19 protein-coding genes are annotated in these 25,795 nt (G+C 32.4%); 8 read left to right on the top strand and 11 right to left on the bottom strand.

Features of this window, described 5'->3' with window-relative positions:
• Positions 1–39 precede the first annotated feature (39 nt).
• Genes ACLII3_RS07040 through ACLII3_RS07020 form a run of 5 tightly spaced genes read left to right on the top strand, consistent with a single transcriptional unit; the run spans position 40 to position 4,144 of the window.
• The gene (locus ACLII3_RS07040; protein WP_412987587.1) at positions 40–1,170 is read left to right on the top strand and encodes a CNNM domain-containing protein; all 1,131 of its coding nucleotides are present in this window, start codon (positions 40–42) and stop codon (positions 1,168–1,170) included.
• On the top strand, positions 1,163–1,642 hold the full coding sequence (locus ACLII3_RS07035; protein WP_412987584.1) for a methylated-DNA--[protein]-cysteine S-methyltransferase: 480 nt from the start codon (positions 1,163–1,165) through the stop codon (positions 1,640–1,642). Before ACLII3_RS07040 ends, ACLII3_RS07035 begins: the two co-directional genes overlap by 8 nt.
• 3 nt (positions 1,643–1,645) lie before the next feature.
• Positions 1,646–2,167, top strand: coding sequence for a DUF4442 domain-containing protein (locus ACLII3_RS07030; protein ID WP_412987582.1), 522 nt, complete (start codon positions 1,646–1,648; stop codon positions 2,165–2,167).
• Positions 2,168–2,218: 51 nt separating this feature from the next.
• A complete protein-coding gene (locus tag ACLII3_RS07025; RefSeq protein ID WP_412987580.1) occupies positions 2,219–3,376 on the top strand; it encodes a serine hydrolase domain-containing protein in 1,158 nt (385 codons plus the stop codon).
• Positions 3,377–3,430: 54 nt separating this feature from the next.
• Positions 3,431–4,144, top strand: coding sequence for a 3'-5' exonuclease (locus ACLII3_RS07020; RefSeq protein WP_412987578.1), 714 nt, complete (start codon positions 3,431–3,433; stop codon positions 4,142–4,144).
• 54 nt (positions 4,145–4,198) lie between these two features.
• On the opposite strand, the gene ACLII3_RS07015 is transcribed toward ACLII3_RS07020, so the two are convergent.
• A complete protein-coding gene (locus ACLII3_RS07015; protein ID WP_412987577.1) occupies positions 4,199–8,107 on the bottom strand; it encodes a M14 family zinc carboxypeptidase in 3,909 nt (1,302 codons plus the stop codon).
• A gap of 233 nt (positions 8,108–8,340) precedes the next feature.
• Positions 8,341–12,492: an immunoglobulin-like domain-containing protein gene (locus ACLII3_RS07010; protein WP_412987575.1), complete on the bottom strand. Its 4,152-nt coding sequence runs from the start codon at positions 12,490–12,492 to the stop codon at positions 8,341–8,343.
• Positions 12,493–12,682: 190 nt separating this feature from the next.
• On the opposite strand from ACLII3_RS07010, the gene ACLII3_RS07005 reads away from it, so the two are divergent.
• Positions 12,683–14,374 carry an ABC transporter ATP-binding protein gene (locus ACLII3_RS07005; RefSeq protein ID WP_412987574.1) on the top strand — a complete coding sequence of 564 codons (1,692 nt, stop codon included), beginning with the start codon at positions 12,683–12,685 and terminating at the stop codon, positions 14,372–14,374.
• A gap of 298 nt (positions 14,375–14,672) precedes the next feature.
• Here the strand turns inward: ACLII3_RS07005 and ACLII3_RS07000 are convergent, their stop codons facing one another.
• From ACLII3_RS07000 to ACLII3_RS06960, 9 genes are all read right to left on the bottom strand, one after another.
• On the bottom strand, positions 14,673–15,326 hold the full coding sequence (locus ACLII3_RS07000; protein WP_412987572.1) for a 3-oxoacid CoA-transferase subunit B: 654 nt from the start codon (positions 15,324–15,326) through the stop codon (positions 14,673–14,675).
• Positions 15,327–15,329: 3 nt separating this feature from the next.
• Positions 15,330–16,031, bottom strand: a complete 702-nt coding sequence (locus ACLII3_RS06995) for a CoA transferase subunit A (RefSeq protein ID WP_412987570.1) — start codon at positions 16,029–16,031, stop codon at positions 15,330–15,332.
• Positions 16,032–16,099: 68 nt separating this feature from the next.
• Positions 16,100–18,451: a penicillin-binding protein 1A gene (locus ACLII3_RS06990; RefSeq protein WP_412987569.1), complete on the bottom strand. Its 2,352-nt coding sequence runs from the start codon at positions 18,449–18,451 to the stop codon at positions 16,100–16,102.
• Positions 18,452–18,457: 6 nt separating this feature from the next.
• The gene (locus tag ACLII3_RS06985; protein ID WP_412987567.1) at positions 18,458–18,955 is read right to left on the bottom strand and encodes a gliding motility lipoprotein GldH; all 498 of its coding nucleotides are present in this window, start codon (positions 18,953–18,955) and stop codon (positions 18,458–18,460) included.
• Positions 18,945–20,105 carry a stage 0 sporulation family protein gene (locus ACLII3_RS06980; RefSeq protein ID WP_412987565.1) on the bottom strand — a complete coding sequence of 387 codons (1,161 nt, stop codon included), beginning with the start codon at positions 20,103–20,105 and terminating at the stop codon, positions 18,945–18,947. The genes ACLII3_RS06985 and ACLII3_RS06980 overlap by 11 nt, the downstream gene beginning before the upstream one ends.
• 112 nt (positions 20,106–20,217) lie before the next feature.
• Positions 20,218–21,222 carry a radical SAM protein gene (locus tag ACLII3_RS06975; protein ID WP_412987563.1) on the bottom strand — a complete coding sequence of 335 codons (1,005 nt, stop codon included), beginning with the start codon at positions 21,220–21,222 and terminating at the stop codon, positions 20,218–20,220.
• A 16-nt stretch (positions 21,223–21,238) separates the two neighbouring features.
• Positions 21,239–21,469 carry a ferredoxin gene (locus tag ACLII3_RS06970; protein WP_412987562.1) on the bottom strand — a complete coding sequence of 77 codons (231 nt, stop codon included), beginning with the start codon at positions 21,467–21,469 and terminating at the stop codon, positions 21,239–21,241.
• Positions 21,469–22,713, bottom strand: coding sequence for a peptidase U32 family protein (locus ACLII3_RS06965; RefSeq protein ID WP_412987560.1), 1,245 nt, complete (start codon positions 22,711–22,713; stop codon positions 21,469–21,471). The genes ACLII3_RS06970 and ACLII3_RS06965 overlap by 1 nt, the downstream gene beginning before the upstream one ends.
• Before the next feature lie 11 nt (positions 22,714–22,724).
• Positions 22,725–23,804: a rhodanese-related sulfurtransferase gene (locus tag ACLII3_RS06960; RefSeq protein ID WP_412987558.1), complete on the bottom strand. Its 1,080-nt coding sequence runs from the start codon at positions 23,802–23,804 to the stop codon at positions 22,725–22,727.
• A gap of 455 nt (positions 23,805–24,259) precedes the next feature.
• On the opposite strand from ACLII3_RS06960, the gene recA reads away from it, so the two are divergent.
• Together recA and ACLII3_RS06950 are read left to right on the top strand one after the other, a co-directional pair.
• Positions 24,260–25,264: a recombinase RecA gene (gene recA, locus ACLII3_RS06955; RefSeq protein WP_412987557.1), complete on the top strand. Its 1,005-nt coding sequence runs from the start codon at positions 24,260–24,262 to the stop codon at positions 25,262–25,264.
• A 106-nt stretch (positions 25,265–25,370) separates the two neighbouring features.
• Positions 25,371–25,793, top strand: a complete 423-nt coding sequence (locus ACLII3_RS06950) for a hypothetical protein (protein ID WP_412987555.1) — start codon at positions 25,371–25,373, stop codon at positions 25,791–25,793.
• Positions 25,794–25,795: the final 2 nt, after the last annotated feature.

Here is a 25,795-nt window from a genome sequence, read left to right as displayed (position 1 = left end):
CCGTTTAATTCCTTAAATTAGCTTAACAAAAAACAATTAATGAGCTTACTTATATTTTATGGAATCATTTCCATATTCTTTTCCTTTTTGTGTTCTATTTTAGAAGCAGTATTACTTAGTATTACACCTACTTTTATCAATGTTAAAAAGAAAGAAGGAAAAACCTATGCAGACGCTTTAGAAGCACTTAAAAAAGATGTTGACAGACCTTTAATCGCAATTTTAACACTTAACACTATCGCACATACAGTGGGTGCAATTTTGGTTGGTGTACAAGCTAAAGTGGCTTATGCCGAAATGTATGGAACAGAAGTAAAAACAGTTTTTGGCATTAACTACACCGAAGATGTTATGGTTGGTGTTGTGTCAACAATAATGACTATTCTTATTTTAGTGGCTTCAGAGATTATACCTAAAACTATTGGTGCTACTTACTGGAAACAACTTGCAAATTTTACAGCTAAAGCATTACATGTTTTAATTTTCCCATTAAAATGGACAGGAATTTTGTGGTTACTTCAACTTACAACAAAACTAATTGGAGGTAAAGGGCATCATGGAAGCGTTTTAAGTCGTGAAGATTTTCATGCTATGACAGATATTGCTCATGAAGAAGGTGTTTTTCATGAATCCGAAAGTAAGGTCATTAAAAACATGCTTGCCTTTAAAGATGTATTAGCTAAAGATATCATGACACCTAGAACTGTTATGAAAAGTGCTGATGAGAATATGACTGTTGAAGAATTTTTTAATGAAAATCAAACCTTAAGATTTTCTAGAATTCCAGTATATAAAGATTCATCAGACAATATTATTGGACTTGTTTTAAAAGACGATGTTTATAAAGAAATGGCCAACCATAATGGTCATAAAAAATTAGCAGAAGTAAAACGCGATATTATAGTTACCAATCGTAACCTTCCCATCCAACAACTTTTGGATCAATTAGTTCACAATAAAAACCACATGGCTTTGGTTGTAGATGAGTATGGTTCGGTTAGTGGTTTGGTTACTATGGAAGATGTAATTGAAACACTTTTAGGTATAGAAATTATGGACGAAAGCGATAATGTAGCAGATTTACAAATGTTAGCAAGAAAAAGCTGGGAAGCACGTGCTAAACGCTTAGGACTTATAGAGGAAGGTAAAAGTCAAAATGCAAATGAATGAGGAAGCATACATAAACACACCTCTAGGAATCGCTAAAATTTGCGGTAATGTTGATGGTATATCATCAGTTACTGTTTTAAATAATGATTTAGCAGAAATTACTTCAGTGATACCTGAAATTTTAGAGGATTGTGTTTATCAACTTCAAGAGTATTTTAATGGTACTAGACAACAATTTAACCTCAACTTAAACCCTCAAGGAACAGATTTTCAAAAACGTGTTTGGGAGCAATTAAGTACTATTCCTTATGGAAAAACCATTTCATATTTAGACTTAGCGAAACAATTAGGAGACGTAAAAGTTATTAGAGCTGCTGCTAGTGCTAATGGGAAAAATCCTTTATGGATTATCATTCCTTGTCATCGTGTTATAGGAACCGATGGTAGTTTAACGGGATACGCTGGAGGTTTGAGCAGAAAACAGTGGCTTTTAAACCACGAAAGTCCATATAAACAGCAATCACTGTTTTAAAACATGTACCAAACACTTACCAAAATATTAAGAAACTTCCTTTCTGATCAACAAATTTTTAAATATGGCTTCAATTTGTCGCCAATGTATAGAAGGTCAACTGGAAAAGTTATTGAAGTTTCTGAAGACTTATTACGCGTCAAAATAAAAATCCCTCTAAGCATCAAAAACAAGAATTATGTAGGATCCATTTTTGGTGGCAGCTTATTTTCGGCAACCGATCCTATTTATATGATTCAACTGATTAATATATTAAAAGAGGATTATGTTGTTTGGGATAAAGCATCGCAAATACGTTTTAAGCGACCAGCAAAAGAAGATGTCTTTGCAGAATTTAATTTTTCCTCAGAAGAAATTAAAAATATTAAACAAAGAGTACTTGAAGACGGTGAATTTAATCTCGTCAAATCCCTTGATATTATAAACAAGGAAGGTATTGTGTTTACACAAATTGAAAAAACAATTTATATCGCAGATAAAGCATTCTACAAAGAAAAAAGAAAGCGAAAATCGAAAGTAAAATAGTTTCTTAAATGCTATTTTAATAACTTTAATCGTTATTAAAATAAAGTTATAATGAAATTCTTAAAAAAGCTTCTTAAATGGGTTGTAATTCTTTTTGGATTACTAATAGTGATATTATATGCAACAGATACAGATTATCTTATAAAAGCTGTTAGAACTATTTATTTAAAAGGACATACCACTGCTTATTTAGAAGATTATAAAGAATTTGATAATCAATCCATAGCGAAAGGTACACCTCAACCTTGGGAAAATCATGTTGACTATAATAAAGCTGAAATAACAGATAAGCTAAAAACTACCAATGAAGCTTTAGGAACCATTGCTTATGTTATTATTAAAAATGACAGCATTTGGTTTGAAAAATATTACGACGATTTTAATGAAAACTCAAAGTCTAACTCGTTTTCGATGGCAAAAAGCTATGTTTCGGGACTTATGGGAAAAGCCATTATGGATGGTTATATAAAAAGTTTAGACCAACCTGTTAGTGACTTTTTACCTGAATTTAGTGATGGTTTAGCAGCAAAAATGACTGTTGGTGATCTATCGTCAATGGCATCTGGAACCAATTGGGATGAAGCTTACTACTCTCCTCTATCAATTACTACCAGAGCTTATTTTGATGACGATCTAGAAAAAGTAATGTTAGGTCTAAAAGTTATCGATGAACCTGGAAAAGCTTTTAAATACGCTAGTGGCGACACTCAAATGTTAGCTATGGTTATTGAAAAAGCAACTGGTAAAAAACTATACGATTATTTTACAGAAAGTTTCTGGAAACCTCTTGGAGCAGAAAACGAAACACTGTGGCAAGTAGATAGTGAAGGACACGATTTAGTAAAAGCTTACTGTTGTATTGCTAGTAACGCTAAAGATTTTGCTCGATTTGGAAAACTGTATAAAGATCATGGTAAATGGAATGGACAGCAAATACTAGATTCTACTTTTGTTGCCAAATCTATTACACCTCGCTTTAAAGCAAGTCCAGAATATGGATATGGTTGGTGGTTAAAACAACAAAACGGAAAAGATTTTTTTATGATGCGTGGTCATTTAGGTCAATATGTTATTGTACAACCAGAAGACAATGTGATTATTGTTAGGTTAGGGCATCAAAAATCTGCTGATGCAGGCATTGGCACTTACACTAATGATATTTCAATCTACATTGAAGAAGCTTATAAAATGCTGAAAAACAGTAAGTAGTGTTTTGTTTTACGTTTTATTTCCTTAGTTTTATAAGAAACAATTTCTTACAAAATGATTTCAAAACTCAATTTAGAGAACATTCTTTTTCTAGACATAGAAACTGTACCTGAAACCCAGCACTTTTCTGATTTAAATACTGCAAAACAAGAACTTTGGGAACTTAAGTCTCAATACCAACGTAAAGACGACTATACTGCTGAGGAATTTTATGAACGTGCAGGTATTTGGGCAGAGTTTGGTAAAATTGTATGTATTTCGGTGGGTTATTTTTCATTTCAAGGAGATATTAGAAACTTTAGAGTAACGTCTTTTTATGGAGATGAAATCAAACTACTTAAAGATTTTAAAAACTTGCTTATTTCTCATTTTAGTCAAGCCAAACATTTGCTATGTGCTCATAATGGAAAAGAGTTTGACTTTCCGTATATAGCAAGACGAATGATTATTAATAATATCACGCTTCCTTACAAACTAAACCTATTTGGTAAAAAACCATGGGAAGTACCTCATCTAGACACCTTAGAACTATGGAAGTTTGGAGATTATAAAACTTATACTTCTTTAAAACTACTTACCAACGTGTTAGGTATTCCATCGCCTAAAGATGACATTGATGGTAGTGAAGTTTACAGCGTATTTTATGAAGAAAATGCTATAGACAGAATTATTACTTATTGCGAAAAAGACACCATTGCTGTTGCTCAAATTCTTCTTAGATTAAGAGGTAATGAACTTCTTATAGATGACGAAATTTTACATATATAAAAAAGGCAGTTTGAAATTAACAAACTGCCTTTTCTATATTTAAAAATAGTATGCTTACTCCATTACTATTATTTTCTTAGTTCTTGTTCCAAAGTCATTACTAATTTCAACAATATAAGTTCCTATACCTAAATTGCTAATATTAACTTCTTGAGAATTTACATTTGTACTTAAGTCTTGAGTTAAAATATCTCGACCTAAAATGTCATAAACACTAATTGTTGAAGCTTCGGTAATTAAACCTTTAATATGTAATACTTTTGGATTCGCTGTATTAAAGATTTGCAATCCGTTTAACTCACTTTCTTCTTCAGATAGTGTGTCTGATTCAAATCTTAAATAAAAACGTCCAGTTCCTGATAAGGCTGTATTAGGAGTAATTACATAATCTCCAGAATTTAATGACGTCGTTGTGCTTGCAACATTATCTTCTAAATACACTTGCACGTTAGCTGCTAATGTAGATTCAACCTTACTAATAGTTATTTGCTCTCCTTGAGCAGCATTTACACCTAATGGAATAATTACATTGTTATCTAAATCTGTATTTCCTACCGATTGTATAGCCATATCTACTCCTGTATTATCTTGTACTAAGTGAGAGTAAATTGAGAACGCTGGAGCAGAATTTCCATATACACCTGCGTCATATCCAAGATCTAAACCTAAAGTAGCATTATCAGTGAAATAAAAATCTGTGTTATATAAACTTGAACTATTTTCAACCTTTATTTTAAGGTGAGAAATGTTATTAGCATTATTTGAACTACGACCACTAATAAAGTCATCTCCTGTTCCAATACTTCTCATACTTGGTGTAAAAGAAACTGTTCCCCCTCCTGCTTTTGAAGCAACAAAGAAACCTTGTCCTGGAGTAATCAATGTATTAGGGTTAGCATCTGAATAAGCTTTATTCCAAATAACCCATCCATTTGAAGCATCACCATCATAACCGTATACAGCAATTTTTTCAGAATCAAATTGACCTGTGTTATCTGTTAAGAAATCTGCTAATTTTATATAAGAAGGATATGGATTTCCTACTAAATTCCATAATTGAAATGAAGGACCAGAATTAAGAATTCCTACATTTACATTTCCAGTATTTACACTTCCTGTAAAATTAAAATTGCCATTATCAGTTGAAGCTGCTCTATACCCTGTTCCTAAATCTAAAGTACTAGATTCAGTATTTGCATATAGTAAATAACTACCAGATGCTTTATCAAAAGGTCCAAATAAGTATAGTGTATTACCTGCATTACTAACAATGTTTGCATTATCAGTTAAGAAATCTGTAAATACTTGTCCAGAAACCGGAGGCGCAATTAAGTCATTTCCTCCTGTACTACCTGTAATATTTGCATGTCTTTGATACTCAACATTACCTGTTACACTTCCTGTAACTAATAAACTAGAATACTCATTAGAATCTGATTCTAGTGTAACATTATTATTTCCAGTCAGGTTTCCGTTTACTGTTAATGATCCTGTTCTAGATACTGTCATAGATCCATTTACACCTACTTCTATATCATTTACAGCTACATCTGTTGATATATTATAATTACCATCTAAAATCAATACATTAGACGCTCCTGTTGTACCATTAGGCGCACTTGGAAACCAAGTACTACTAGAGTACATTAATCCATCATATGTTAAATCGATAGCATAATCTTCTACTTCTCCATAAGTATATGAAATACATGGTCCACTAATATTACCATCTTTCATTATAACTCTCATTCTAGTTGTTCCAAAAGTAATATTACTTGGCACTGTAAAACTTTGCGATACAGTAACTCCATTACTTACTGAATTATTAGTTGTTTGAGAAAGCACTTCTTCTCCAGCATCTTCAAAGTCTCCATCTCTATTAAAATCAATCCATACTTTATAGCGTTCAGCATACACTGTTCCACTCCACCAAGGTGTAAGTGTTATTGTATAATTTTGATTTTGTGTTAATGTAGTAGTTTCATTAGCGCTTGGGTTACTTGTAAAATCTGAATAATTAGTACCTCCTGTTGAATTATCTAAATCATTAGCATTTAACTGTACTCTAGACACCCATTCATAACTTGAATCTGAACTTGTAGCAGTACAATAATTAATAGCAGTTGTTGTAAAGTTAACTGAACTACTGTATGCAGAACTATTTGCGTTACAATACCCTAAAATTTGAACTTCATATTGAGTACTTATAGATAAGCTTGTTAATGGATGTGTATTAGTTGTTAATCCTGTAACTTCTGTCCAAGTTGGCGCCCCAACTACTCTATATCGTAAGTCATAACTTGTTCCTGTAGCATCCCAATCTATTGTTGCATTAGTAGCACCTACTCCAGAAGCTGCTAAACCAGTTGGTGGTGTAGCTGTAAGAGGTGTTAATAAAATATCTGATAAAGATAATGTTTGATAATCTGTAATAGTTTGATTGTTTAATGTATAAGTTTGATAACATGGCGCTTCAAATGTTAAGCTATATGTACCTCCTTTAATAGGCCTGTAGTATGCTCCATGATTATCGGTATAAACCTCTGAACCATAAGCATCATGACCCACTACAGTTACCTTAACATCTTCAATGACATTAGTAGTATTAGCATCTTTTACAAGACCTCTAAATCCATAAGTCCCTTGTGTTAAAAAGTCTAACAACGCATCTCTATTATAATACCAGTAACTTACTAATGAACTTTCAGGTAAAATTTTAGTATCAGAAAGCTCAATCGTTATTTCTCTACAATGTTGGTAGAAATTCATATAATCTTGCCTTCCTCCATAAACACGATACCATTCTGCACCATGTGTTACACCAGGACTTTGTATATAATTATTAGGATATAAACCTCCTGGATTGTCCCAATCATCATCATCAGTCATATACGAAGCTTTATTATTATAAGCTGGTGTTGATGAAGTTCCAGCATTCGCATCAGTCTGACAATGAGTAGCATATTCAACACCAATATATTCATACCAATCTGTATCAGCATGCGTATATTCATTTGTGCGTGCATTATCAAAAGGATAGTTAACTAACTCTGTACCTCCATGAAAGTTAGCAGAAATTACAAAATCGTTTGCATCAGCTAACGCCATAAAGGCTAAGGTTTCTGTTTGGTATACTTCACCATCATAATGAGCTCCAGCTACATTATCAGGATAATTTCTATTAAGGTCAATATTGTTTCCATTTCCACGTCGTGCTTGTGCAACTGAAGTATTTGTAGCACTGTTGTGATATGTTCCATCTGGGTTAGCACTTGGGTTAATCCAAATTTCTGTATTTTCCACTAAGTTCTTTACTCTCAAGTGGTCAGCATGATTGGTATCAGCATACACAGTAAGAATGTAGTTAATTAAACTTAACATCATTGGGTAACCTGCAATCTCATCTCCATGCATCGAAGAGGTTAGCATTAACTTAGGTTCTTGCTCATCAGTTGCTACGTTATCAGAAATCTTTACAAATAACAATTCTTTATCACCTTGTCCAGTACTTCCAATACTAAACATATCAACTAAAGCAGGATAATCATCTTCAAAATCTTGCATTTGCTGTGCATATTCTGCATAAGTAGGATATGAACTTACTGGAAAACTCAAAGTAGACATACTAGATCTACTAGCTAATGGTCTTACATCATATATAACTGACTCATCAACTTTGTTTTCACTCATAGGAACTTGAAACGTTATGTTAAGATCCTGAAACCTTCTAAATTGTTTTTCGTTAGCCCAGGCCTTAACAGTTTTAGTCGCTGGGTCATAATTTACAAGTGATAAATTTCTAGTGTATTGTTCTACATCTTCATTATTTTCAACTTGAAAAGTAAAGGTTAATTCTCCTTGGGTTTCTAGTAAAGCATTTGCTCTTTCAAGGTTAGTCTGCTTTTGTGCAGATATAGTTAGTGAGCATACTATAGCTACTAATAGTAGGGTAATTTTTCTCATTAGATTTAGGGTTAATTAATATAAACTTGAAAAATATTGCCGCTAATATATAATAAATATTTAAAAAACATCCATGAAATACATAAAAATCCGATGAAATGCATTTTTAAACATAACTATTTATCTTTTACCATACAATAAACCGCGCAAAACACTCACAACCAAAGCACAATTAAAAACAAAAAAGTCCAGATAAAATATATCTGGACTTTTAAACAAATTTATTTTAAAGCTTACCTCCTAATAAACTTTTTAGTCATTATTTCTTCTCCATCATTAATTTCGATGAAGTACATACCAGATTTTAATGAACTTACATTTATTTGTCCTTGAGACTCACCTTTCAATATTGTTTGTCCCATCATATTCATAATTCTATAAGTAAAAGCATTAGAATCAGGTAATTTTATATTAACAACATTACCTTTAACTGGATTTGGATGCAATAAGAAGTCTTCTTCAAATCCTTCCTCAGAACTAATTACTGAACCAACTGCAACTAAATTATTCACAGTTCCTTTAGATGAATTAGTACCCGTAATTGTAACTTGATCAATAAATATTTGATCATTATTACCAGATGCATCATTTTGGAATCTAAATCCAGAATTAGTAGCAAAAGTATATTGAGCTTGAGTTAAAGTAACTGTTGCATTATAAAACGTTCCGTTATTAATATTAACACCTCTTGTCCATGTCGCTATTGTTGACCAAGAAGATCCATTATAATATCTCAACCAGAAATCTTCATTGTTTTCCATACTATGTACATAAAAGTAAAAATCAACCTCAACTTGAGAGTAAGGAGTGATATCAACATTGCTTAATGTCATTGCAGAAGCAGTTCCAGAATTATCTCTTATTCTAATAGAATAATTACCTTCGTAAGATCTTGCTGCATCAGCTCTTCTAGCACAATCACTTCCACCATCAGACCATCCATCCCATCCTGTCTCAAAGTAACCTTCATTTAATATAGTTGGACCAGTAGGGACATCACTTACATTTACAGTTCTAATAACTTCTGTTGCTGCATTTCCTGCTGCATCACTTACGTTGTAAGTTACCACATAAGTACCAACTGCATTGGTATTAACTGTGTCTCCTCCAATAACAATGCTTGATGTTAAATCTCCATCAACATTGTCTGTTGCTGTAGCTCCTTCTTCGGTATAAGTATCTCCTAAATTTAAGTCAACGACAGAAGCACCATTTAAAGTAATTACTGGTGCAGTTGTATCCGGAGCAACATTTACAGTTCTTGTAACTTCTGTTGCTGCATTTCCAGCTGCATCACTTACATTATAAGTAACCACATAAGTACCAACTGCATTGGTATTAACTGTATCTCCTCCAATAACAATACTTGATGTTAAATCTCCATCAACATTATCTGTTGCTGATGCACCTTGCTCTGTATAAGTATCTCCAATATTTAAATTAATTGTTGAAGCGCCATTTAAAGTAATTACTGGTGCAGTTGTGTCTGGAATTACATTTACAGTTCTAGTAACCTCTGTTGCTGCGTTTCCTGCCGCATCACTTACATTGTATGTTACTACATAAGTTCCTGCTACATTAGCATTAACTGTATCTCCTCCAATAACAATACTAGACGTTAAGTTTCCATCGACATTATCTGTTGCTGTAGCACCTTGTTCTGTATAGGTATCTCCTACATTTAAGTTTATTGTTGAAGCGCCATTTAAAGTAATAACTGGTGCAATTGTATCAGGTCCTGATCCTTCAATAATAATTGTATAGTCTTCTACCTCTCCATATGTGAAAGTCTCACATTCTGTAGGTACAGCATTATACTTCATAGAAACTCTCATTCTTGTAGAGTTTTCTACAGCAGAAGAAGGTACAGTAAACGAACCGCTAACTGGTGTGCTTTGTGTTGGTGATTGTGTCCAAACCTGTTCTCCAGCATCACTAAAATCTCCATCTCTGTTGTAATCAATCCACACCGAATAACCTTCGCTATAAACAGTTCCTGTCCATGTTGGAGTTACAGTAATTGTATATTGACTATCTTTTGTAAGCGTTGTTGAGATATTTGTAAAATCTGTATAAAACTGACCTCCAGAAGGATTATCAATAGTATTTAATTGTACTCGACCAATGTATTCATCATTAATATTAGTACTTGCAGAATTACAATAATTTAATTGAACATCTGTGGTTGTAAATGTAACAACACTACTATAAGCAGAAGTTGAATTATCTGGACATTTACTTCTTACCTGAGCTTCATACTGAGTTAAAGGTGATAATCCTGAAAGCCCTGAAGATATTCCATTAACAGAGCTTGTAGTCCAAGAACCAGCTCCTACTTCTCTATATTGTAAATCGTAAGAAGCACCTGGTACAGCATCCCAACTTAAAGTTGCAGAATCAGCTCCAACATTTGAAGCTGCTAATCCTGTTGGAACTGTAGCATTACATACTACTTGTCCAGCTATTTCAAAGTTTGTATTAGAAATGTCAAAGAATATATTATTTGATCCTTTAACCATTACTCTATTTTGTGTTCCTTGATTATTTGGTACTACAATGTCATGCGAACCATCATTTGGAACTCCAGAAGCTAAAGCAATAGTATAAGTATCTCCTCCATCAGTAGATAAATAAATATCAACGTTTGCTGCATTTACACCATTACCAGTAGTTCCTGCCACATTCCAAGTAACTGTTTGCGTTGTTCCAGCGTTCCAAGTAACATTTGTATTTGGTGAGTTTACTACAAAAGGTCCTGCAGTACCATTAACAGTAACAACCATATCATCACTATTATTATTAGCACCTCCTGCAACATTATCTCTAACTGTTAATCTAAAGTTTAATGTTCTAGCTACATTAGGAACAGCTTCCCATTGCCAAGAAGTAGCTCCAGACTTAATTGTAGATAATCTTGGGAAATAACGCTTTGTATCAGTTGTTGGATTATAAGACCTAAATGCAACTCCAGATGTTGCAGTTACACTTGGATATGTTGTTGATGCATTATTCTCATCATATTGCTCCCAACAATACGTTAATACATCTCCTGCATCAGCATCAGTTCCTGAGCCTTCTAAAACAAAAGGTGTTCCTTTAGGAATTGTATAGTTAGAACCTGCGTTAGCAGTTGGAACAGCATTTCCTGTATTTGTATTTGTTTGACAGCTTGTTGTTTTTATATAGTTAGTAATCTGCTCTATTGACCTAGCATGAAAATAAGGATCTACATTTGCCTGTACATCTGTGGCACCTGTAATACCTGCATAACTCATAATTGTAGAACCACTTCCTGGTTCCATTTGTGCATTAGTTCCTTCATTACCACCATGTGTCCAAGTATGATTTCCTCCAAATTGATGTCCCATTTCATGAGCAACATAATCAACATCAAAAAAATCACCTTCAGGAACAGATGCATTAGTCCATCCACTTCCTTTTTGGTTGTTAACACATACACATCCTATACAACCAGCATTTCCATTATTTGACCCTTGAGCAAATAAATGACCTATATCATAATTAGACTCTCCAATTACACTTGATAAAGTTGATTGTAATTGATTATTCCACTGTCCAGATGATCCATAAGGGTCTGATCCTGAATTAGTATAAATAACGTCATCAGTATTACCAATTAATACCATAGTAACATTAAATTCGTTCTCAAAAATACCATTTACTCTAGTCATACTTGTATTAATAGCAGCCAAAGCTTGTGCTTTCGTACCACCATGGTAATTAGTATATTCTCCTGTTGTAGAAACTGCTAATCTATATGTTCTTAAAATAGCATCGTCTGCATTTTTCATTGCTGAAGCCGCATTGTTTCCGGCCATCGTTTTAGATGCTGCATTAGTAATCTCACATTCAAATTCATCAAGATCTCCCATTTTATCTGCTCTTTTGTAAACAGTATAACTTTGTAAGTTATTAGTATATGGCTCAATGAAAGAAGCTTGCTTATTTGCAGATAGCCTCATACTTTGTAAACCTAGTGGAGAAACACTAAATCTTATCCTTGAAGTTGGGTCATCAATTCCTTGTCCTGCATAAGACTTAATACCTGGGTATTTCTCTTGTAATTCTGGGTGCATTACTGGTGCTTCCATGATTCTAAACTGCTCGAATTCACCATCTGCATTAGGGAAAGAAATAATAACATTTGAATTTCCTAAAAATTCACCTCTAATTGGTGCATTAATTAAGGCTTGTTGTAATCCTTGAAGATTTAAACTGTAAGTTTGTACTTGAGGTAAGTTTCGTCTACTTTCTTTAACATCTGAAATGTTAGCTTTTGCTTGTCTTTGCCAAAAATTGTTGTTTTGTGCAAAAACAACGCTTAAACTCATAAAAAAAATGAGCAAAAATAGTTTTTGTTTCATACGTGTGTTTGGTATTGGTTAATAAATAAGTTACTAATTTGCTAAGGGAAGCGCAGTTTAGTTGATAATTATTCAATGAAAATATTATTTTTTTATTAATACAAAAAGAAAATAGCCTAATTGTTAATAATTTTTAAATTTTTTATGGTTTTACCGTAATTCTAAAGAAAGAAAATTCTTATTTTTAATTATGAAGAAAAATTTGATTTTAAATATTAAAGATTTATCGATTGCATTTAAAAAAAGCAATACATTTCATGATGTAATTCATTCTGTTTCGTATAAACTACATGAAAATGAAATTTTAGGTATTGTAGGGGAATCTGGGAGTGGTAAATCTGTTTCTTCACTTGCAATTTTGAGGCTTCTTCCTAAAAAAATAAGCAAAATAACATCTGGAAGTATTTCTTTTAACGATAAGGAACTAACTTCTATAAATCCTTTAGAATTTCAATCAATTAGAGGTGAAAAAATAAGCATGATTTTTCAAGAACCTATGAGTTCTTTAAATCCATCAATGACTTGTGGAAAGCAAGTTTTAGAAATATTAACTCAACATAATAAGCTCACCAATAACAAAGCAAAAGAAGAGGTGTTATCTCTTTTTGAAAAAGTAAAACTGCCATTACCTGAAGCTACATATAATAAATATCCACATGAAATATCTGGTGGTCAAAAGCAACGCATTATGATTGCTATGGCTATTGCATGTAAACCTCAAGTATTAATTGCAGATGAGCCAACAACTGCATTAGATGTTACTGTCCAAAAAGATATTATAAAACTACTAAAGGAACTGCAAGCTGAAAATAAAATGAGCATCATCTTTATTAGTCATGACTTATCATTAGTTTCTGAAATTGCAGATAAAGTTGTAGTAATGTATAAAGGTAAAATAGTTGAGAAAGGTGACGTAAACTCTGTTTTCAACACTCCAAAACATAATTATACAAAAGCCTTATTAAACTCTAAACCTTCATTAGATGTAAGATTAAAACAGCTCCCAACCATATCTGATTTTATGACTGATACTGTTTCTAACTCAATAATAACTGAAACAGATAGAAAAAAGCAACATAAAGCTATATATAGTAAACCTCCACTTTTAGAAATTAATAATTTAGAAAAAACATATATAACAAAAACTGGCTTTTTAGGAAAAAATGCTGAATTTAAAGCTGTTAATGATGTTAGTTTTAAACTATATGAAGGAGAAACATTAGGCTTAGTAGGAGAATCTGGCTGTGGAAAATCTACTTTGGGAAATGCTATTCTTCAACTGGATAAAGCAACAGCTGGAAGTATCATTTACAAAGGAAGTGATATAACTAATTTACCCAAAAATAGCATTAGAGCTTTAAGGAAAGATATTCAAATTATTTTTCAAGACCCTTACTCTTCTTTAAATCCTAGAATTCCAATTGGAGAAGCTATTATGGAACCTATGAAAGTACATAATTTATATACTTCTGATAAAGAAAGAAAAGATAAAACAATTGAGATTTTAAAACGCGTAGGATTACCTGAAGAACACTTTAATAGGTATCCTCATGAGTTCTCTGGAGGTCAGAGACAAAGGGTTGGTATAGCCAGAACTATTGCTTTACAGCCTAAATTAATAGTCTGCGACGAGTCAGTTTCAGCATTAGATATATCAGTACAAGCACAAGTCTTAAATTTATTAAACGAATTGAAACAAAAATTTGGGTTTACCTATATTTTCATTTCACATGATTTAGCCGTTGTTAAATATATGTCTGATCAGCTTCTAGTTATGAACAAAGGGAAAATTGAGGAATTTGGTGACGCTGATGATATATATAAGAATCCTAAAAAACCTTATACACAAAAATTAATTGATGCCATTCCAAAAGGATTATAGCATCAATAGCTTTTTTGTTAAAAACACAAAGCTCTTAAAGAGCCTTATAGTGTTTTGAATACTCATGAATATTCTTTGAAATCTATAAGTAGGTTCAGGTAGATTTGGGTTAGCATTCATAAGTTAAGTTTATGGTAGATTTGGGAATCTTTTTATTAAACTTTATTGTGATTTGGGATTACGAATATGGGACAAAAAAATTAAACAATCAGTTTAAAAGCATAAAAAATCGATGAAATACATTAAATTTTAACATTTCGTCGATTTTTTAATATTATTTAAAAGGAAATATTACTTCTTAAATATTCATTTCTGGAATATCTCCTTCTACAATTAGAGCACCTTCGGTTGCATTTTTTATATCTTCAACTGACACTCCTGGAGCACGTTCTAATAACTTAAAACCATTTTCTGTAACCTCTAATACTGCCAAATTAGTTACTATCTTTTTTACGCAGCCTACTCCTGTTAATGGCAAAGAGCATTTTTTAAGTAATTTAGATTCACCTCTTTTATTAGTGTGCATCATGGCAACAATAATATTTTCGGCGCTTGCTACTAAATCCATTGCGCCACCCATTCCTTTCACCATTCGTCCAGGAATTTTCCAATTAGCAATGTCACCATTTTCTGCTACCTCCATAGCTCCTAATATCGTTAAATGTACATGTTGCCCTCTAATCATTGAAAAACTAGTTGCTGAATCAAAGAAACTAGCGCCATCAAGTGTTGTAATGGTTTGTTTCCCTGCATTTATTATATCCGCATCTTCTTCACCTTCAAAAGGGAAAGGTCCCATTCCTAATACGCCATTTTCACTTTGAAACTCAACATCAATATCCTCTCTAACAAAGTTTGCTACTAGTGTAGGTATTCCAATTCCTAGATTTACATAATAGCCATCTTGTACTTCTTCTGCTATTCTTTTTGCTATTCCGTTTTTATCTAACATGTCTTAATTTCTTTGTCTTACAGTTCGTTGTTCAATTCTCTTTTCATAAACCTCTCCTTGAAAAATGCGTTGTACAAATATTCCAGGAATATGTATTTGATTTGGGTCTAGTGTTCCAACTGGCACTAATTCTTCAACCTCAGCAACTGTAATTTTTGCTGCACCACACATATTTGGATTAAAATTTCTTGAAGTTCCTTTAAATATTAAGTTACCAGCTGCATCACCTTTCCAAGCTTTTACAAATGCAAAATCCGATTTAAAAGCATGCTCTAACACATACATTTTACCATCAAACTCTCTAGTTTCTTTACCTTCAGCCACTTCAGTTCCATAACCTGCTGGTGTGTATATAGCTGGAAAACCTGCTTGTGCAGCTCTACAACGTTCAGCAAGCGTACCTTGTGGTATTAACTCAACATCCAATTCACCTGAAAGCATTTGTCTTTCAAATTCGTCATTTTCACCCACATAAGATGAGACCATTTTTTTTATTTGATGCTTTTGAAGTAGCAAACCTAAGCCAAAATTGTCAACGCCTGCATTATTAGAAATACACGTAAGTCCACTAACATTAAGCTTTACCAATTCTGCTATTGCATTTTCTGGAATACCACACAAGCCAAAACCACCTAACATAAGTGTCATGTTGTCCTTTACACCTTCTAATGCAGCTTGTACATTATCTACTTTTTTATTAATCATTACTATAATTTTTGATGACAGAAATTTACAAAATAAAAAAGCCATTCTAAAAAGAATGGCTTATGTTTTTAAAAATCTATTTCGGGTTCGTCTCCTTGATCGTTTTCAAGTCCTTTCTTGTTATCTTCTAAGTACTTTGTACAGTCAACTTCTATTGAGAGTTCTTCTGGTACTTCGAACTCTTCTTTAGAAATATTTAATTCCTCATTTTCATAGCAACTACGCATATAATTTGCCCAAATAGGCAATGCCATAGCTGCACCTTGTCCATAGGTAATACTTTTAAAGTGTGTTGCACGATCTTCTCCACCAACCCAAACTCCAGTTACAAGGTTAGGCACCATTCCCATAAACCAACCATCACTTTGGTTTTGTGTAGTTCCTGTTTTTCCTGCTATTGGGTTTTTAAATTGATATGGATAACCAGTAATTATTTCGCGATAGTCTGCTCTATATTTATCTGCACCTACTGTTCTTAAACGTGCTCCAGAACCATACTGCGTTACACCTTCCATTAACTTAACAGTTACATAAGCTGCCTCTTCACTCAATACATCTTTAGTTTCTGGAGTGAATTGATATAAAATGGTTCCATTTTTATCTTCAATGCTAGTTATCATTACTGGTCTTGTATAGACTCCTTTATTTGCAAATGTTGAATATGCAGCGACCATTTCATATACACTAATATCTGGTGTACCTAAAGCAATTGATGGTACAGCAAGAATATCTTGCTCTACTCCTAATTTATTTGCTAAATCTACAACAGGTTGTGGACCAGTCCTATCCATTAATCTCGCTGTAACCGTATTTACTGAACTAGCTAATGCAGATTCTAATGTCATATAACCCGAATAATTTCCATCATCATTTCTTGGAGACCAAGGCTCTGGATTTCCATATTTATTAGCTTCAATAGTAATTTGAGACCTTGGTAAAGTATCACAAGGTGATAAATGTAATTGATCAATAGCTGTGGCATAAACAAATGGCTTAAATGTAGAGCCTATTTGACGCTTTCCTTGTTTAACCATATCGTATTGGAAGTGCTTGTAATTCATCCCTCCAACCCAAGCTTTCACATGACCTGTTAATGGGTCCATAGACATCATTGCTGGTCGCAAAAACGACTTATAATAACGCATAGAATCCATAGGAGTCATTATAGTATCAATTTCATTATTCTCTGCAGTCCAAGAGAAAATACTCATTTTTATAGGCTTATTGAAAGACTCTATAATTTCTTCATCAGACTTTTTTAAGTCATATTTCATTTTACGCCAACGCTCAGAACGCTTCATTCCACGACGCATTAAGCTTTCAATCTCTTTTCTATCTAACTCAAGAAAAGGTGCAGTTGGATTACGATCTGGTGTGTTTTGATGAAAAAATTCTGCTTGTAACCTTGGCATATGCTTTGTTACTGCATCTTCTGCATAAGCTTGCATTCTAGAATCAATGGTTGTATAAATCTTTAAACCATCTTTATAGATATTATACTTTTCTCCATTAGGTTTTCTGTTAGCATCATCATTTACCCACTTTTTCATAAAACCTCTAAGATACTCTCTAAAATATGTAGCAATACCTTCACGATGTGACTCTGGTGTGTAGTTTAAATCTAAATCTGTTTTTTGAAGAGAATCTTTAACAACTTCAGTTATATAATCATATTTATACATTTGAGCCAATACCACATTCCTTCTGTTTGTAACTCCTTCTGGGTTACGTCTTGGATTGTATAATGATGAATTTTTAAACATCCCAACCAACATAGCTGATTCTTTTAAATCTAGATCTCTTGGTTCTTTTCCAAAATAAATACGTGATGCACTACGTATGCCATCTGCATTATTACCAAAATCATAAATATTGAAATATTGTGCAATAATTTCTTCTTTAGTGTATTGGCGTTCTAAACGAATAGCTATTACCCATTCTTTAATTTTTTGAGCAATTCTTCCTGTTGTGTTTTTTGAACCTTCTCCATGAAACAATTGTTTAGCTAGTTGCTGTGAAATGGTACTTGCGCCACCACCTTGACCCATTTTTACAATTGCTCTTAATGTACCTCTAGCATCAATACCTGAATGGTCGTAATAACGTGCATCTTCTGTAGCAATAAGGGCATCAACTAAATGTTGTGGTAACTCATTATATCCAACTGGAGTTCTATTATCGTTAAAATAAAATTTACCAAGGGTTTTTCCGTCAGAAGAAATAATTTCTGTTGCTAAGTTTGTTCTTGGATTTTCAAGAGCTGTATGGTCAGGCATTTCACCTAAAGCGCCCCAAGACGCTAAAAGAAATACAAAAATTACTGCAAAAATACCACCTAAAAAAACTATCCAAAACCAACGAATGTATTTTGAAAAATCTAAAATTGCTGCTTTTTTAGTTGTTTTCTTTTTAGTTGCCATATACTACTATTCTTGAGTGTTTTCAATTCTAAATCCAATGTCTGTAACACCTTGTAACTGACTAACACCTTTAACATCTCCATTAGCTCTCATAGCGTGTTGAATTGCTACGTTATACTCACCATTTTCAGAAAAAGTAAAAGGTTTATCATACCCTTTAAACCACAATTTATTTTCTTTAACATCAGTAAACCCTTCTCCTAGTAATTCACCAGATGGTTTAGCCATAATATACTCTAACGTGTCTTTTGTTACTTTTCCATTAGGATAATCCATTTCAACTATTAAAAACAAATTACTAAACTTATAATCGTTAGTGTTTCTAAGGTTCACAAATAAATTGTAAGGATTAATGGTGTCTGGAGCCAAAAAATTAAATTCAATTACTGCATCCTTTTGCCATTGGTTAGGAACAGATTTATACTCATCAAATACTTGTTTAGAGTCACAGGACATTACTAAAACTAATAGACAAATTACAAGCCAACCTATTTTACTTTGCATTGTTTTGAGGTCTTCTTTTTTTACGGTTCCTATTATTTCTACGTTTTTTATTACGTTTTGGACTATCGAAACGTGTTAAACTATCTTGACCTACAACGTTTTCAAAGTCTGTCTTAGTATCTTCTATAAGCTCTTCGGCGTATTCCTCAAGGCTAGAAACTTTTTTCTTTTTAGTGTTTAAAGCTATAATTTCATTAGCTTGAGTTGTAGTTAATTTATGCCAATTCATCCATTCTCCCTCATAAGCATACCACATAAACCCTTTAAAAATATCTGTTTTTTGGCAAACAGCAGTTCCTTTTTGAGTTTGTAATTTTACATCTGTTTTTGGAAATGCTTTTAAGGCATCTAAATATGTGTCTAGTTCATAATTTAAACAACATTTTAACTTACCACATTGTCCAGCTAATTTTTGAGGGTTAAGAGATAGTTGCTGGTATCGTGCTGCTGATGTACTTACTGAACGAAAATCGGTTAACCATGTTGAACAACATAACTCTCTACCACAAGAACCAATACCTCCAAGTCTAGCTGCTTCTTGACGAAAACCAACTTGTTTCATTTCAATTCTTGTTCTAAACTCTTTTGCAAAAACTTTAATTAACTCTCTAAAGTCTACTCGTTCTTCAGCAGTATAGTAAAATGTTGCTTTACTAGCATCTCCTTGATATTCAATATCAGAGATTTTCATTTGCAATTTTAAATCAATTGCAAATTGTCTAGCTTTCACTTTCATTGGTTCTTCTTTATCTCTTGCAGCTGACCAAATATCAATATCTTTTTGTGAAGCTTTTCTATATATTTTATAAATCTCTTCAGCATTTTCCGAGATTTTTTTACGTTTCATTTGTACTCTTACTAATTCTCCAGTAAGTGTAACCATTCCAATATCGTGCCCTGTTTTTGCTTGAGTAGCTACGATATCTCCTATGCTTAAGGTAAGATTTTCAGTGTTTTTATAATAATGTTTTCTTCCATTTTTAAAACGTACTTCCACCCAATTAAAAGGTGTCATACCATTAGGAAGTGACATATTAGAAAGCCAATCAAAAACGGTAAGTTTGTTACAACTATCAGTACCACAGGTGCCATTACTTTTACATCCTTTTGGTTGACCGTCTTTACCAGTTGAACAACTGTTACAAGCCATGTGTTTATATATATTGAATTCGCTAATAACTAAGTTATTACGAATGAAAGTTTATAATTGATTTTAAAACGTAAAGATAAGATTATTATAATGACTTAAAAAAATGCAGCTATTAATTAAAATCAATTTCGTAATTAAGCCTGTTACTCATTGATTTAAGCTGTTTTTTTGACTTGAAAATATTTGACCAAAGTTGTTTACTCCATTTTATTTTTTTAGAAAAATCATCAAAGCTTTCTTCTTTCCAATTGAAGTTAGGTTTCCAAAATTTATTTGGTGACACATAACAAAATGTATAATCGAAAATAAAACTTGATTGATTACTATCTTTTGTTTTAGGAATACTATCTGAAGCCAAAACTGTTATATTGTGTTTTTTACAATTGTTTTTAATAGTTTCTAAAACACTTGGATAATCATCTCTAATTGCATCTAAATCAAAATCATTATACTCAGTGTTCCCTATTTTTCTAATTGGTCTAATTTGTAAAATATCAAAACTTGAACCATCAAAATGTGCAAACAATTCAGTTAACTCATAAAAGTTATCCTTATTGAATGTATAGTTTATTCTTACTTTAAAATCGTACTGTTGCTTTAATTTTGCAAACGCTTTAAATGCATTTTGAAATTTTTCATAGCTCGCCTTTTTCATAAAGTCTTCATAGCTTTCTTTAGTAACACCATGCAATGAGATTGTAAACTCATTTAATCCAGCTTTAATTAATGATTCAATTTTTGCTTCATCAAGCAAATTGGCATTTGTTGTTAAAGAAATATATGGAACTTTATATTGTTTCCCTAAAGCAACAATATGCTCTAAGTTTTTATATAAAGTTGGCTCTGTACCACAGCCTATTTGAAGTTTTAGAGCTCTTTTAAAAATAACGTTTGCAACTCTATCAAGCTCCTCTTTTTTAAATTGTCCTTTTAAGGTTTTTACAAAATCTGCATCAGTGAAATAACACATTTTACACCTTAAATTACAAGCCATTACAGGGTCAAGATTAACCGCTAAATAACGTCTTTTGAATGTATGTAAAAACCAAAGTCCAAAGAATTTTATTCTATGGCTTTTGATTTTTCTATTTAGCTGTAGTAGCTTATATACATCCATTAGTTTAAAATAGATATTAGTTTTGTTTAACACTAATTATATTCACTGGACACGCTTTTGCTGCATTATCACAATCTTCAAAAATCATATCGTCATTAGATTTAACAGTAAAAAAACCCTTTTTATCTTTTGAGTGTAATAATACTGTTTTCCCATCTTTTTTTGACATTTGAAATTGACCGGGAGCCATTTCTACACAATAATTACATCCAATACATTTGTTGCGTTGTAAGGTAATAATTACCATTAAGCTTCTACTTTATTTTCGACAATTTTGTACAATTTATCGGAAGGACGAATTCTAAAACCTAAAGGAATTGTTACTGAATCTCCTTTTGAAGCTTTAGTTAACTTCTCATCGTTTACAAGCATTTCGTCAACCTGTACTTCTTTAGCTCCAGTAGTTGGTCCTGTTACTAAAATTTTATCTCCGACAGTTAAGTCGTATGCTTCAATTTTAAATTCTCCAATTTCTGGCTTTGGAAAATAGTGCATTCCTTTTCCTATATACACTTTCTTTTGAGTTGCATGAGACCCTGAACCTTTGCTCCACTCTCCTAGTTTTTGTCCTAAGTAATAACCGTTCCAAAAACCTCTATTATAGACAGTTTCAAGCTCCTTCATCCAAGAAATCACTTTCTCTTTATCGTAAGTTCCATTTTCAATACTATCGATAGCATCTCGATAACATTTTATAACTCTTGCAACATATTCAGGTGCACGACCACGTCCTTCAATTTTTAGAACTTTTATCCCTGCATCTACAACTTGGTCAAGAAAATCGATTGTACATAAATCTTTAGGAGACATTATATACTCATTATCTAATTCCATTTCAAAACCAGTTTCTTGGTCCACAACAGTATATTTTTTTCTACAATTTTGTTTACAAGCTCCTCTATTTGCAGAAGAGTTATGGGAGTGTAAACTCATATAACATTTACCTGAAACCGCCATACACAAAGCTCCGTGTCCAAAGATTTCAATTTCAACCAAATTCCCTGAAGGCCCTTTAATTTGATCTTTTTCAATTTGCTCAGTAATCTTTTTTACTTGACGTAAACTCAACTCTCTACTCAACACCATTGTGTCTGCAAACATTGCATAAAACTTGACTGTTTCTATGTTTGTTATATTGATTTGTGTCGAAATATGCACTTCCATACCAACCTCTCTTGCCGATGCAATTACAGCTTGATCCATAGCAATTACAGCTGTAATATCTGCTGCTTTAGCTTGTTTGATCAGTGTCTTGACAATAGATAAATCATGGTCGTAAATAATCGTATTTAAAGTTAAATACGTTCTAACATTTTTTTCTTTACAACGTCTTGAGATTTCTGGTAAATCATCTAAAGTAAAATTAATAGATGCTCTAGCTCTCATATTTAGTTGTTCAACTCCAAAATATACTGAGTCTGCACCATTATCTAAAGCTGCTTGAAGCGATTCAAAGTTTCCAGCAGGCGCCATTAATTCTATTTTTTGCATAATAAAAGGTGTTAGTTTTTAGATTCCGTTTTTGGAAACTTCTCAAATATATTTCTCAAATCTTTTTTATAAGGTAAGTGATCTGCTCTACCTTTTTTAAATATATCATTGCTATTTGCTTGTCCTTTACGAAGGGCTTTTTGCTCTTCATAAGGTAATGCATTAATTTCTTTACAGTTTGTTGAACAACAATTGTCCATTTCTGTTTTACATGTATCACATTGAATAAATAGCAAATGACAAGCGTCATTAGCACAATTTGTATGTACGTCAAATGGTGAGCCACATTGATGACATTGGGCAATGACATCGTCACTTATTTTTTCAGCTCTTCTATCGTCAAAAACAAAGTTTTTCCCTATAAATTTATTGTCAAGTTCTTGTTCTTTTATTTGTCTTGTGTATTCTATAATACCTCCTTCTAACTGATAGACATTTTTAAACCCCTTGTGTTTAAAGTAAGCGCTAGCCTTTTCACAACGAATACCTCCAGTACAATACATAACTAAGTTTTTATCTTCTTTATGCGCTTTTAAATCATCTTCAATAATATCCAATGATTCCCTAAAAGTATCTACATCTGGAGTAACTGCATTTTTAAAATGGCCTATTTCGCTTTCGTAATGGTTTCTCATATCAACCAATACAGTATTTTCATCTTCAATAAGCTCGTTGAACTTTTCTGCACCAACATGAATGCCTTTGTTTGTTACATCAAAAGTATCGTCATTCAATCCATCAGCAACTATTTTATGTCTCACTTTAACTTTCAGTTTTAAAAAAGACATGTTGTCTTGCTCTACCGCAATGTTTAAACGAATATCTTTTAAAAAGTCAATAGTATCTAAATGGGTTTTAAAATCTTGAAAGTTTTCTGCTGGTAAAGATAATTGACCATTAATACCTTCTTGAGCAACATAAATTCTACCTAAAACATCTAAGTTGTTCCAAGTAAGGAATAAATGGTCTCTAAATTCTTGAGGATTTTCAATTTTTGCGTACTGATAGAAAGACAGTGTTAATCGATCCTTTCCTGCTTTTTCGATTAATGCTGCTCTTTCCTTTGCGCTTAATTTATTGTACAGTTGCATGCTATACTAATTTAAGTTTAAAGAATAATTGGGTGCAAATGTAATACTTTTTAACGATTTGACTTTTAAACAAAAAAAGTGCTTTGATAATTATCAAAGCACTTTTCTTAGACTAACTCGTTTTACAATATTTTAATTTGTAGTAAAATATGTATACGAGTTAACCTCCATCTGCTTTACAACTTCCATTAACACTAATGGAAACTGAAAAGCCTGAGTTGTTTGTGAATAATGTTCTCTTAAAAAATTTCATATATAAATGTTTTAAGGATGTTATTATTGAGAAAAACTCCTTAAGTTATTACTAAAACATTAACAAAAACTTCTTTTTCATAGCAAATTTTTCTTCAACTTATTATGTAGATGCAAAATGTTTAAAAAGGTTGCGTCATAAAATTGTATTGTGCTAAAAGATGTATTATTTTAGCATCAATTAGAATTGAAAATTTGTAGAAATGAGTAGTGAAAAAGACGCAAAATTAAAAGCATTAAAGCTTACATTAGATAAATTAGACAAAGCTTACGGAAAAGGTACAGTCATGAAAATGAGTGATGCTGCTGTAGAAGACATAGATGCTATATCTTCTGGTTCGTTAGGCTTAGATATTGCTTTAGGAGTTGGAGGTTATCCAAGAGGTAGAGTTATTGAAATTTATGGACCTGAATCTTCTGGTAAAACAACACTAACCTTACATGCTATTGCAGAAGCTCAAAAAGCAGGCGGTATTGCTGCATTTATTGATGCCGAACATGCTTTTGATAGATTTTATGCTGAAAAGCTAGGTGTAGATATTGATAATTTAATTATCTCTCAACCTGATCATGGAGAGCAAGCTTTAGAGATTGCTGACAACTTAGTGCGTTCTGGAGCTATTGATATAGTTGTTGTAGATTCAGTAGCAGCATTAACTCCAAAAAGTGAGATTGAAGGTGAAATGGGAGATTCTAAAATGGGATTACATGCTCGTTTAATGTCTCAAGCATTACGAAAACTTACAGCTTCTATTAGCAAAACAAACTGTACCATGATTTTCATTAACCAATTACGTGAAAAAATTGGTGTTATGTTTGGAAATCCTGAAACTACAACTGGTGGAAATGCATTAAAATTTTACGCTTCTGTTAGATTGGACATTAGACGTTCTACACAAATAAAAAGTAGTTCTGGTGATGTTTTAGGAAACAAAACGAGAGTTAAGGTTGTTAAAAATAAAGTAGCTCCTCCTTTTAAAATGGCTGAATTTGATATTATGTATGGAGAAGGTGTTTCTAAAGTTGGAGAAATTCTAGACATTGCCGTTGATAATGATGTTATAAAGAAAAGTGGCTCATGGTTTAGTTATGGAGACACCAAATTAGGACAAGGTCGAGATGCTGTTAAAACGCTTATTAAAGATAATCCTGAATTGATGGATGAGCTTGAAGAAAAAATTAAAGCTATCATCAACGAAGATAATTAAATACTAAATCCCGATTTTTCGGGATTTTTTTATTCCTAAACGCAACCTTTTTAATTGTTGTGCATCTAATAATTAACTAAATTTATTTATTATATAATTTTTGCTAATGAAAAAAGCACTTTTTTTATTTCTAATTGTAACTACTTTTTGGTCATGTAGTATTGATGATTCAGGAAATTCCAATTATTATTTTGAAATTTTGCCAATAGAAAATGCTACTGTGCCTCTTGAGTTTGTTTATGGGCAAACATATTTAATTGAATACTCATATTATAGACCTTCAACTTGTCATTTTTATAACGACTTATATTATGTTCCTAATGAAAATGAAAGAACAATAGCTGTAATTAATACTGTTTTTGAGGAATACGAAGGCGACTGTACCCCTTTAGAAGATGAATTGATTAACCAATCATTTACGTTTGTAGTTAATCAACCTAACGGACATTACCTATTTAAGTTTTGGCAAGGTCACGATGAAAATGGTGATGATATATTTTTAACTTTTGAAATTCCAGTAGTACAATAATT

Origin of the sequence: Pontimicrobium sp. IMCC45349 (genome assembly GCF_047219225.1) — a bacterium.
GTDB lineage: Bacteria > Bacteroidota > Bacteroidia > Flavobacteriales > Flavobacteriaceae > IMCC45349.
The sequence above is the reverse complement of the archived record's forward strand: the minus strand, read 5'-3'. Positions and strand labels throughout refer to the sequence as shown.

Excerpts from the sequence above, each read along its gene's own strand:
- ACLII3_RS07040 (WP_412987587.1), top strand. The coding sequence starts at position 40 with ATGAGCTTACTTATATTTTATGGAATCATTTCCATATTCTTTTCCTTT.
- ACLII3_RS07035 (WP_412987584.1), top strand. The coding sequence starts at position 1,163 with ATGAATGAGGAAGCATACATAAACACACCTCTAGGAATCGCTAAAATT.
- ACLII3_RS07030 (WP_412987582.1), top strand. The coding sequence starts at position 1,646 with ATGTACCAAACACTTACCAAAATATTAAGAAACTTCCTTTCTGATCAA.
- ACLII3_RS07025 (WP_412987580.1), top strand. The coding sequence starts at position 2,219 with ATGAAATTCTTAAAAAAGCTTCTTAAATGGGTTGTAATTCTTTTTGGA.
- ACLII3_RS07020 (WP_412987578.1), top strand. The coding sequence starts at position 3,431 with ATGATTTCAAAACTCAATTTAGAGAACATTCTTTTTCTAGACATAGAA.
- ACLII3_RS07015 (WP_412987577.1), bottom strand. The coding sequence starts at position 8,107 with ATGAGAAAAATTACCCTACTATTAGTAGCTATAGTATGCTCACTAACT.
- ACLII3_RS07010 (WP_412987575.1), bottom strand. The coding sequence starts at position 12,492 with ATGAAACAAAAACTATTTTTGCTCATTTTTTTTATGAGTTTAAGCGTT.
- ACLII3_RS07005 (WP_412987574.1), top strand. The coding sequence starts at position 12,683 with ATGAAGAAAAATTTGATTTTAAATATTAAAGATTTATCGATTGCATTT.
- ACLII3_RS07000 (WP_412987572.1), bottom strand. The coding sequence starts at position 15,326 with ATGTTAGATAAAAACGGAATAGCAAAAAGAATAGCAGAAGAAGTACAA.
- ACLII3_RS06995 (WP_412987570.1), bottom strand. The coding sequence starts at position 16,031 with ATGATTAATAAAAAAGTAGATAATGTACAAGCTGCATTAGAAGGTGTA.
- ACLII3_RS06990 (WP_412987569.1), bottom strand. The coding sequence starts at position 18,451 with ATGGCAACTAAAAAGAAAACAACTAAAAAAGCAGCAATTTTAGATTTT.
- ACLII3_RS06985 (WP_412987567.1), bottom strand. The coding sequence starts at position 18,955 with ATGCAAAGTAAAATAGGTTGGCTTGTAATTTGTCTATTAGTTTTAGTA.
- ACLII3_RS06980 (WP_412987565.1), bottom strand. The coding sequence starts at position 20,105 with ATGGCTTGTAACAGTTGTTCAACTGGTAAAGACGGTCAACCAAAAGGA.
- ACLII3_RS06975 (WP_412987563.1), bottom strand. The coding sequence starts at position 21,222 with ATGGATGTATATAAGCTACTACAGCTAAATAGAAAAATCAAAAGCCAT.
- ACLII3_RS06970 (WP_412987562.1), bottom strand. The coding sequence starts at position 21,469 with ATGGTAATTATTACCTTACAACGCAACAAATGTATTGGATGTAATTAT.
- ACLII3_RS06965 (WP_412987560.1), bottom strand. The coding sequence starts at position 22,713 with ATGCAAAAAATAGAATTAATGGCGCCTGCTGGAAACTTTGAATCGCTT.
- ACLII3_RS06960 (WP_412987558.1), bottom strand. The coding sequence starts at position 23,804 with ATGCAACTGTACAATAAATTAAGCGCAAAGGAAAGAGCAGCATTAATC.
- recA (WP_412987557.1), top strand. The coding sequence starts at position 24,260 with ATGAGTAGTGAAAAAGACGCAAAATTAAAAGCATTAAAGCTTACATTA.
- ACLII3_RS06950 (WP_412987555.1), top strand. The coding sequence starts at position 25,371 with ATGAAAAAAGCACTTTTTTTATTTCTAATTGTAACTACTTTTTGGTCA.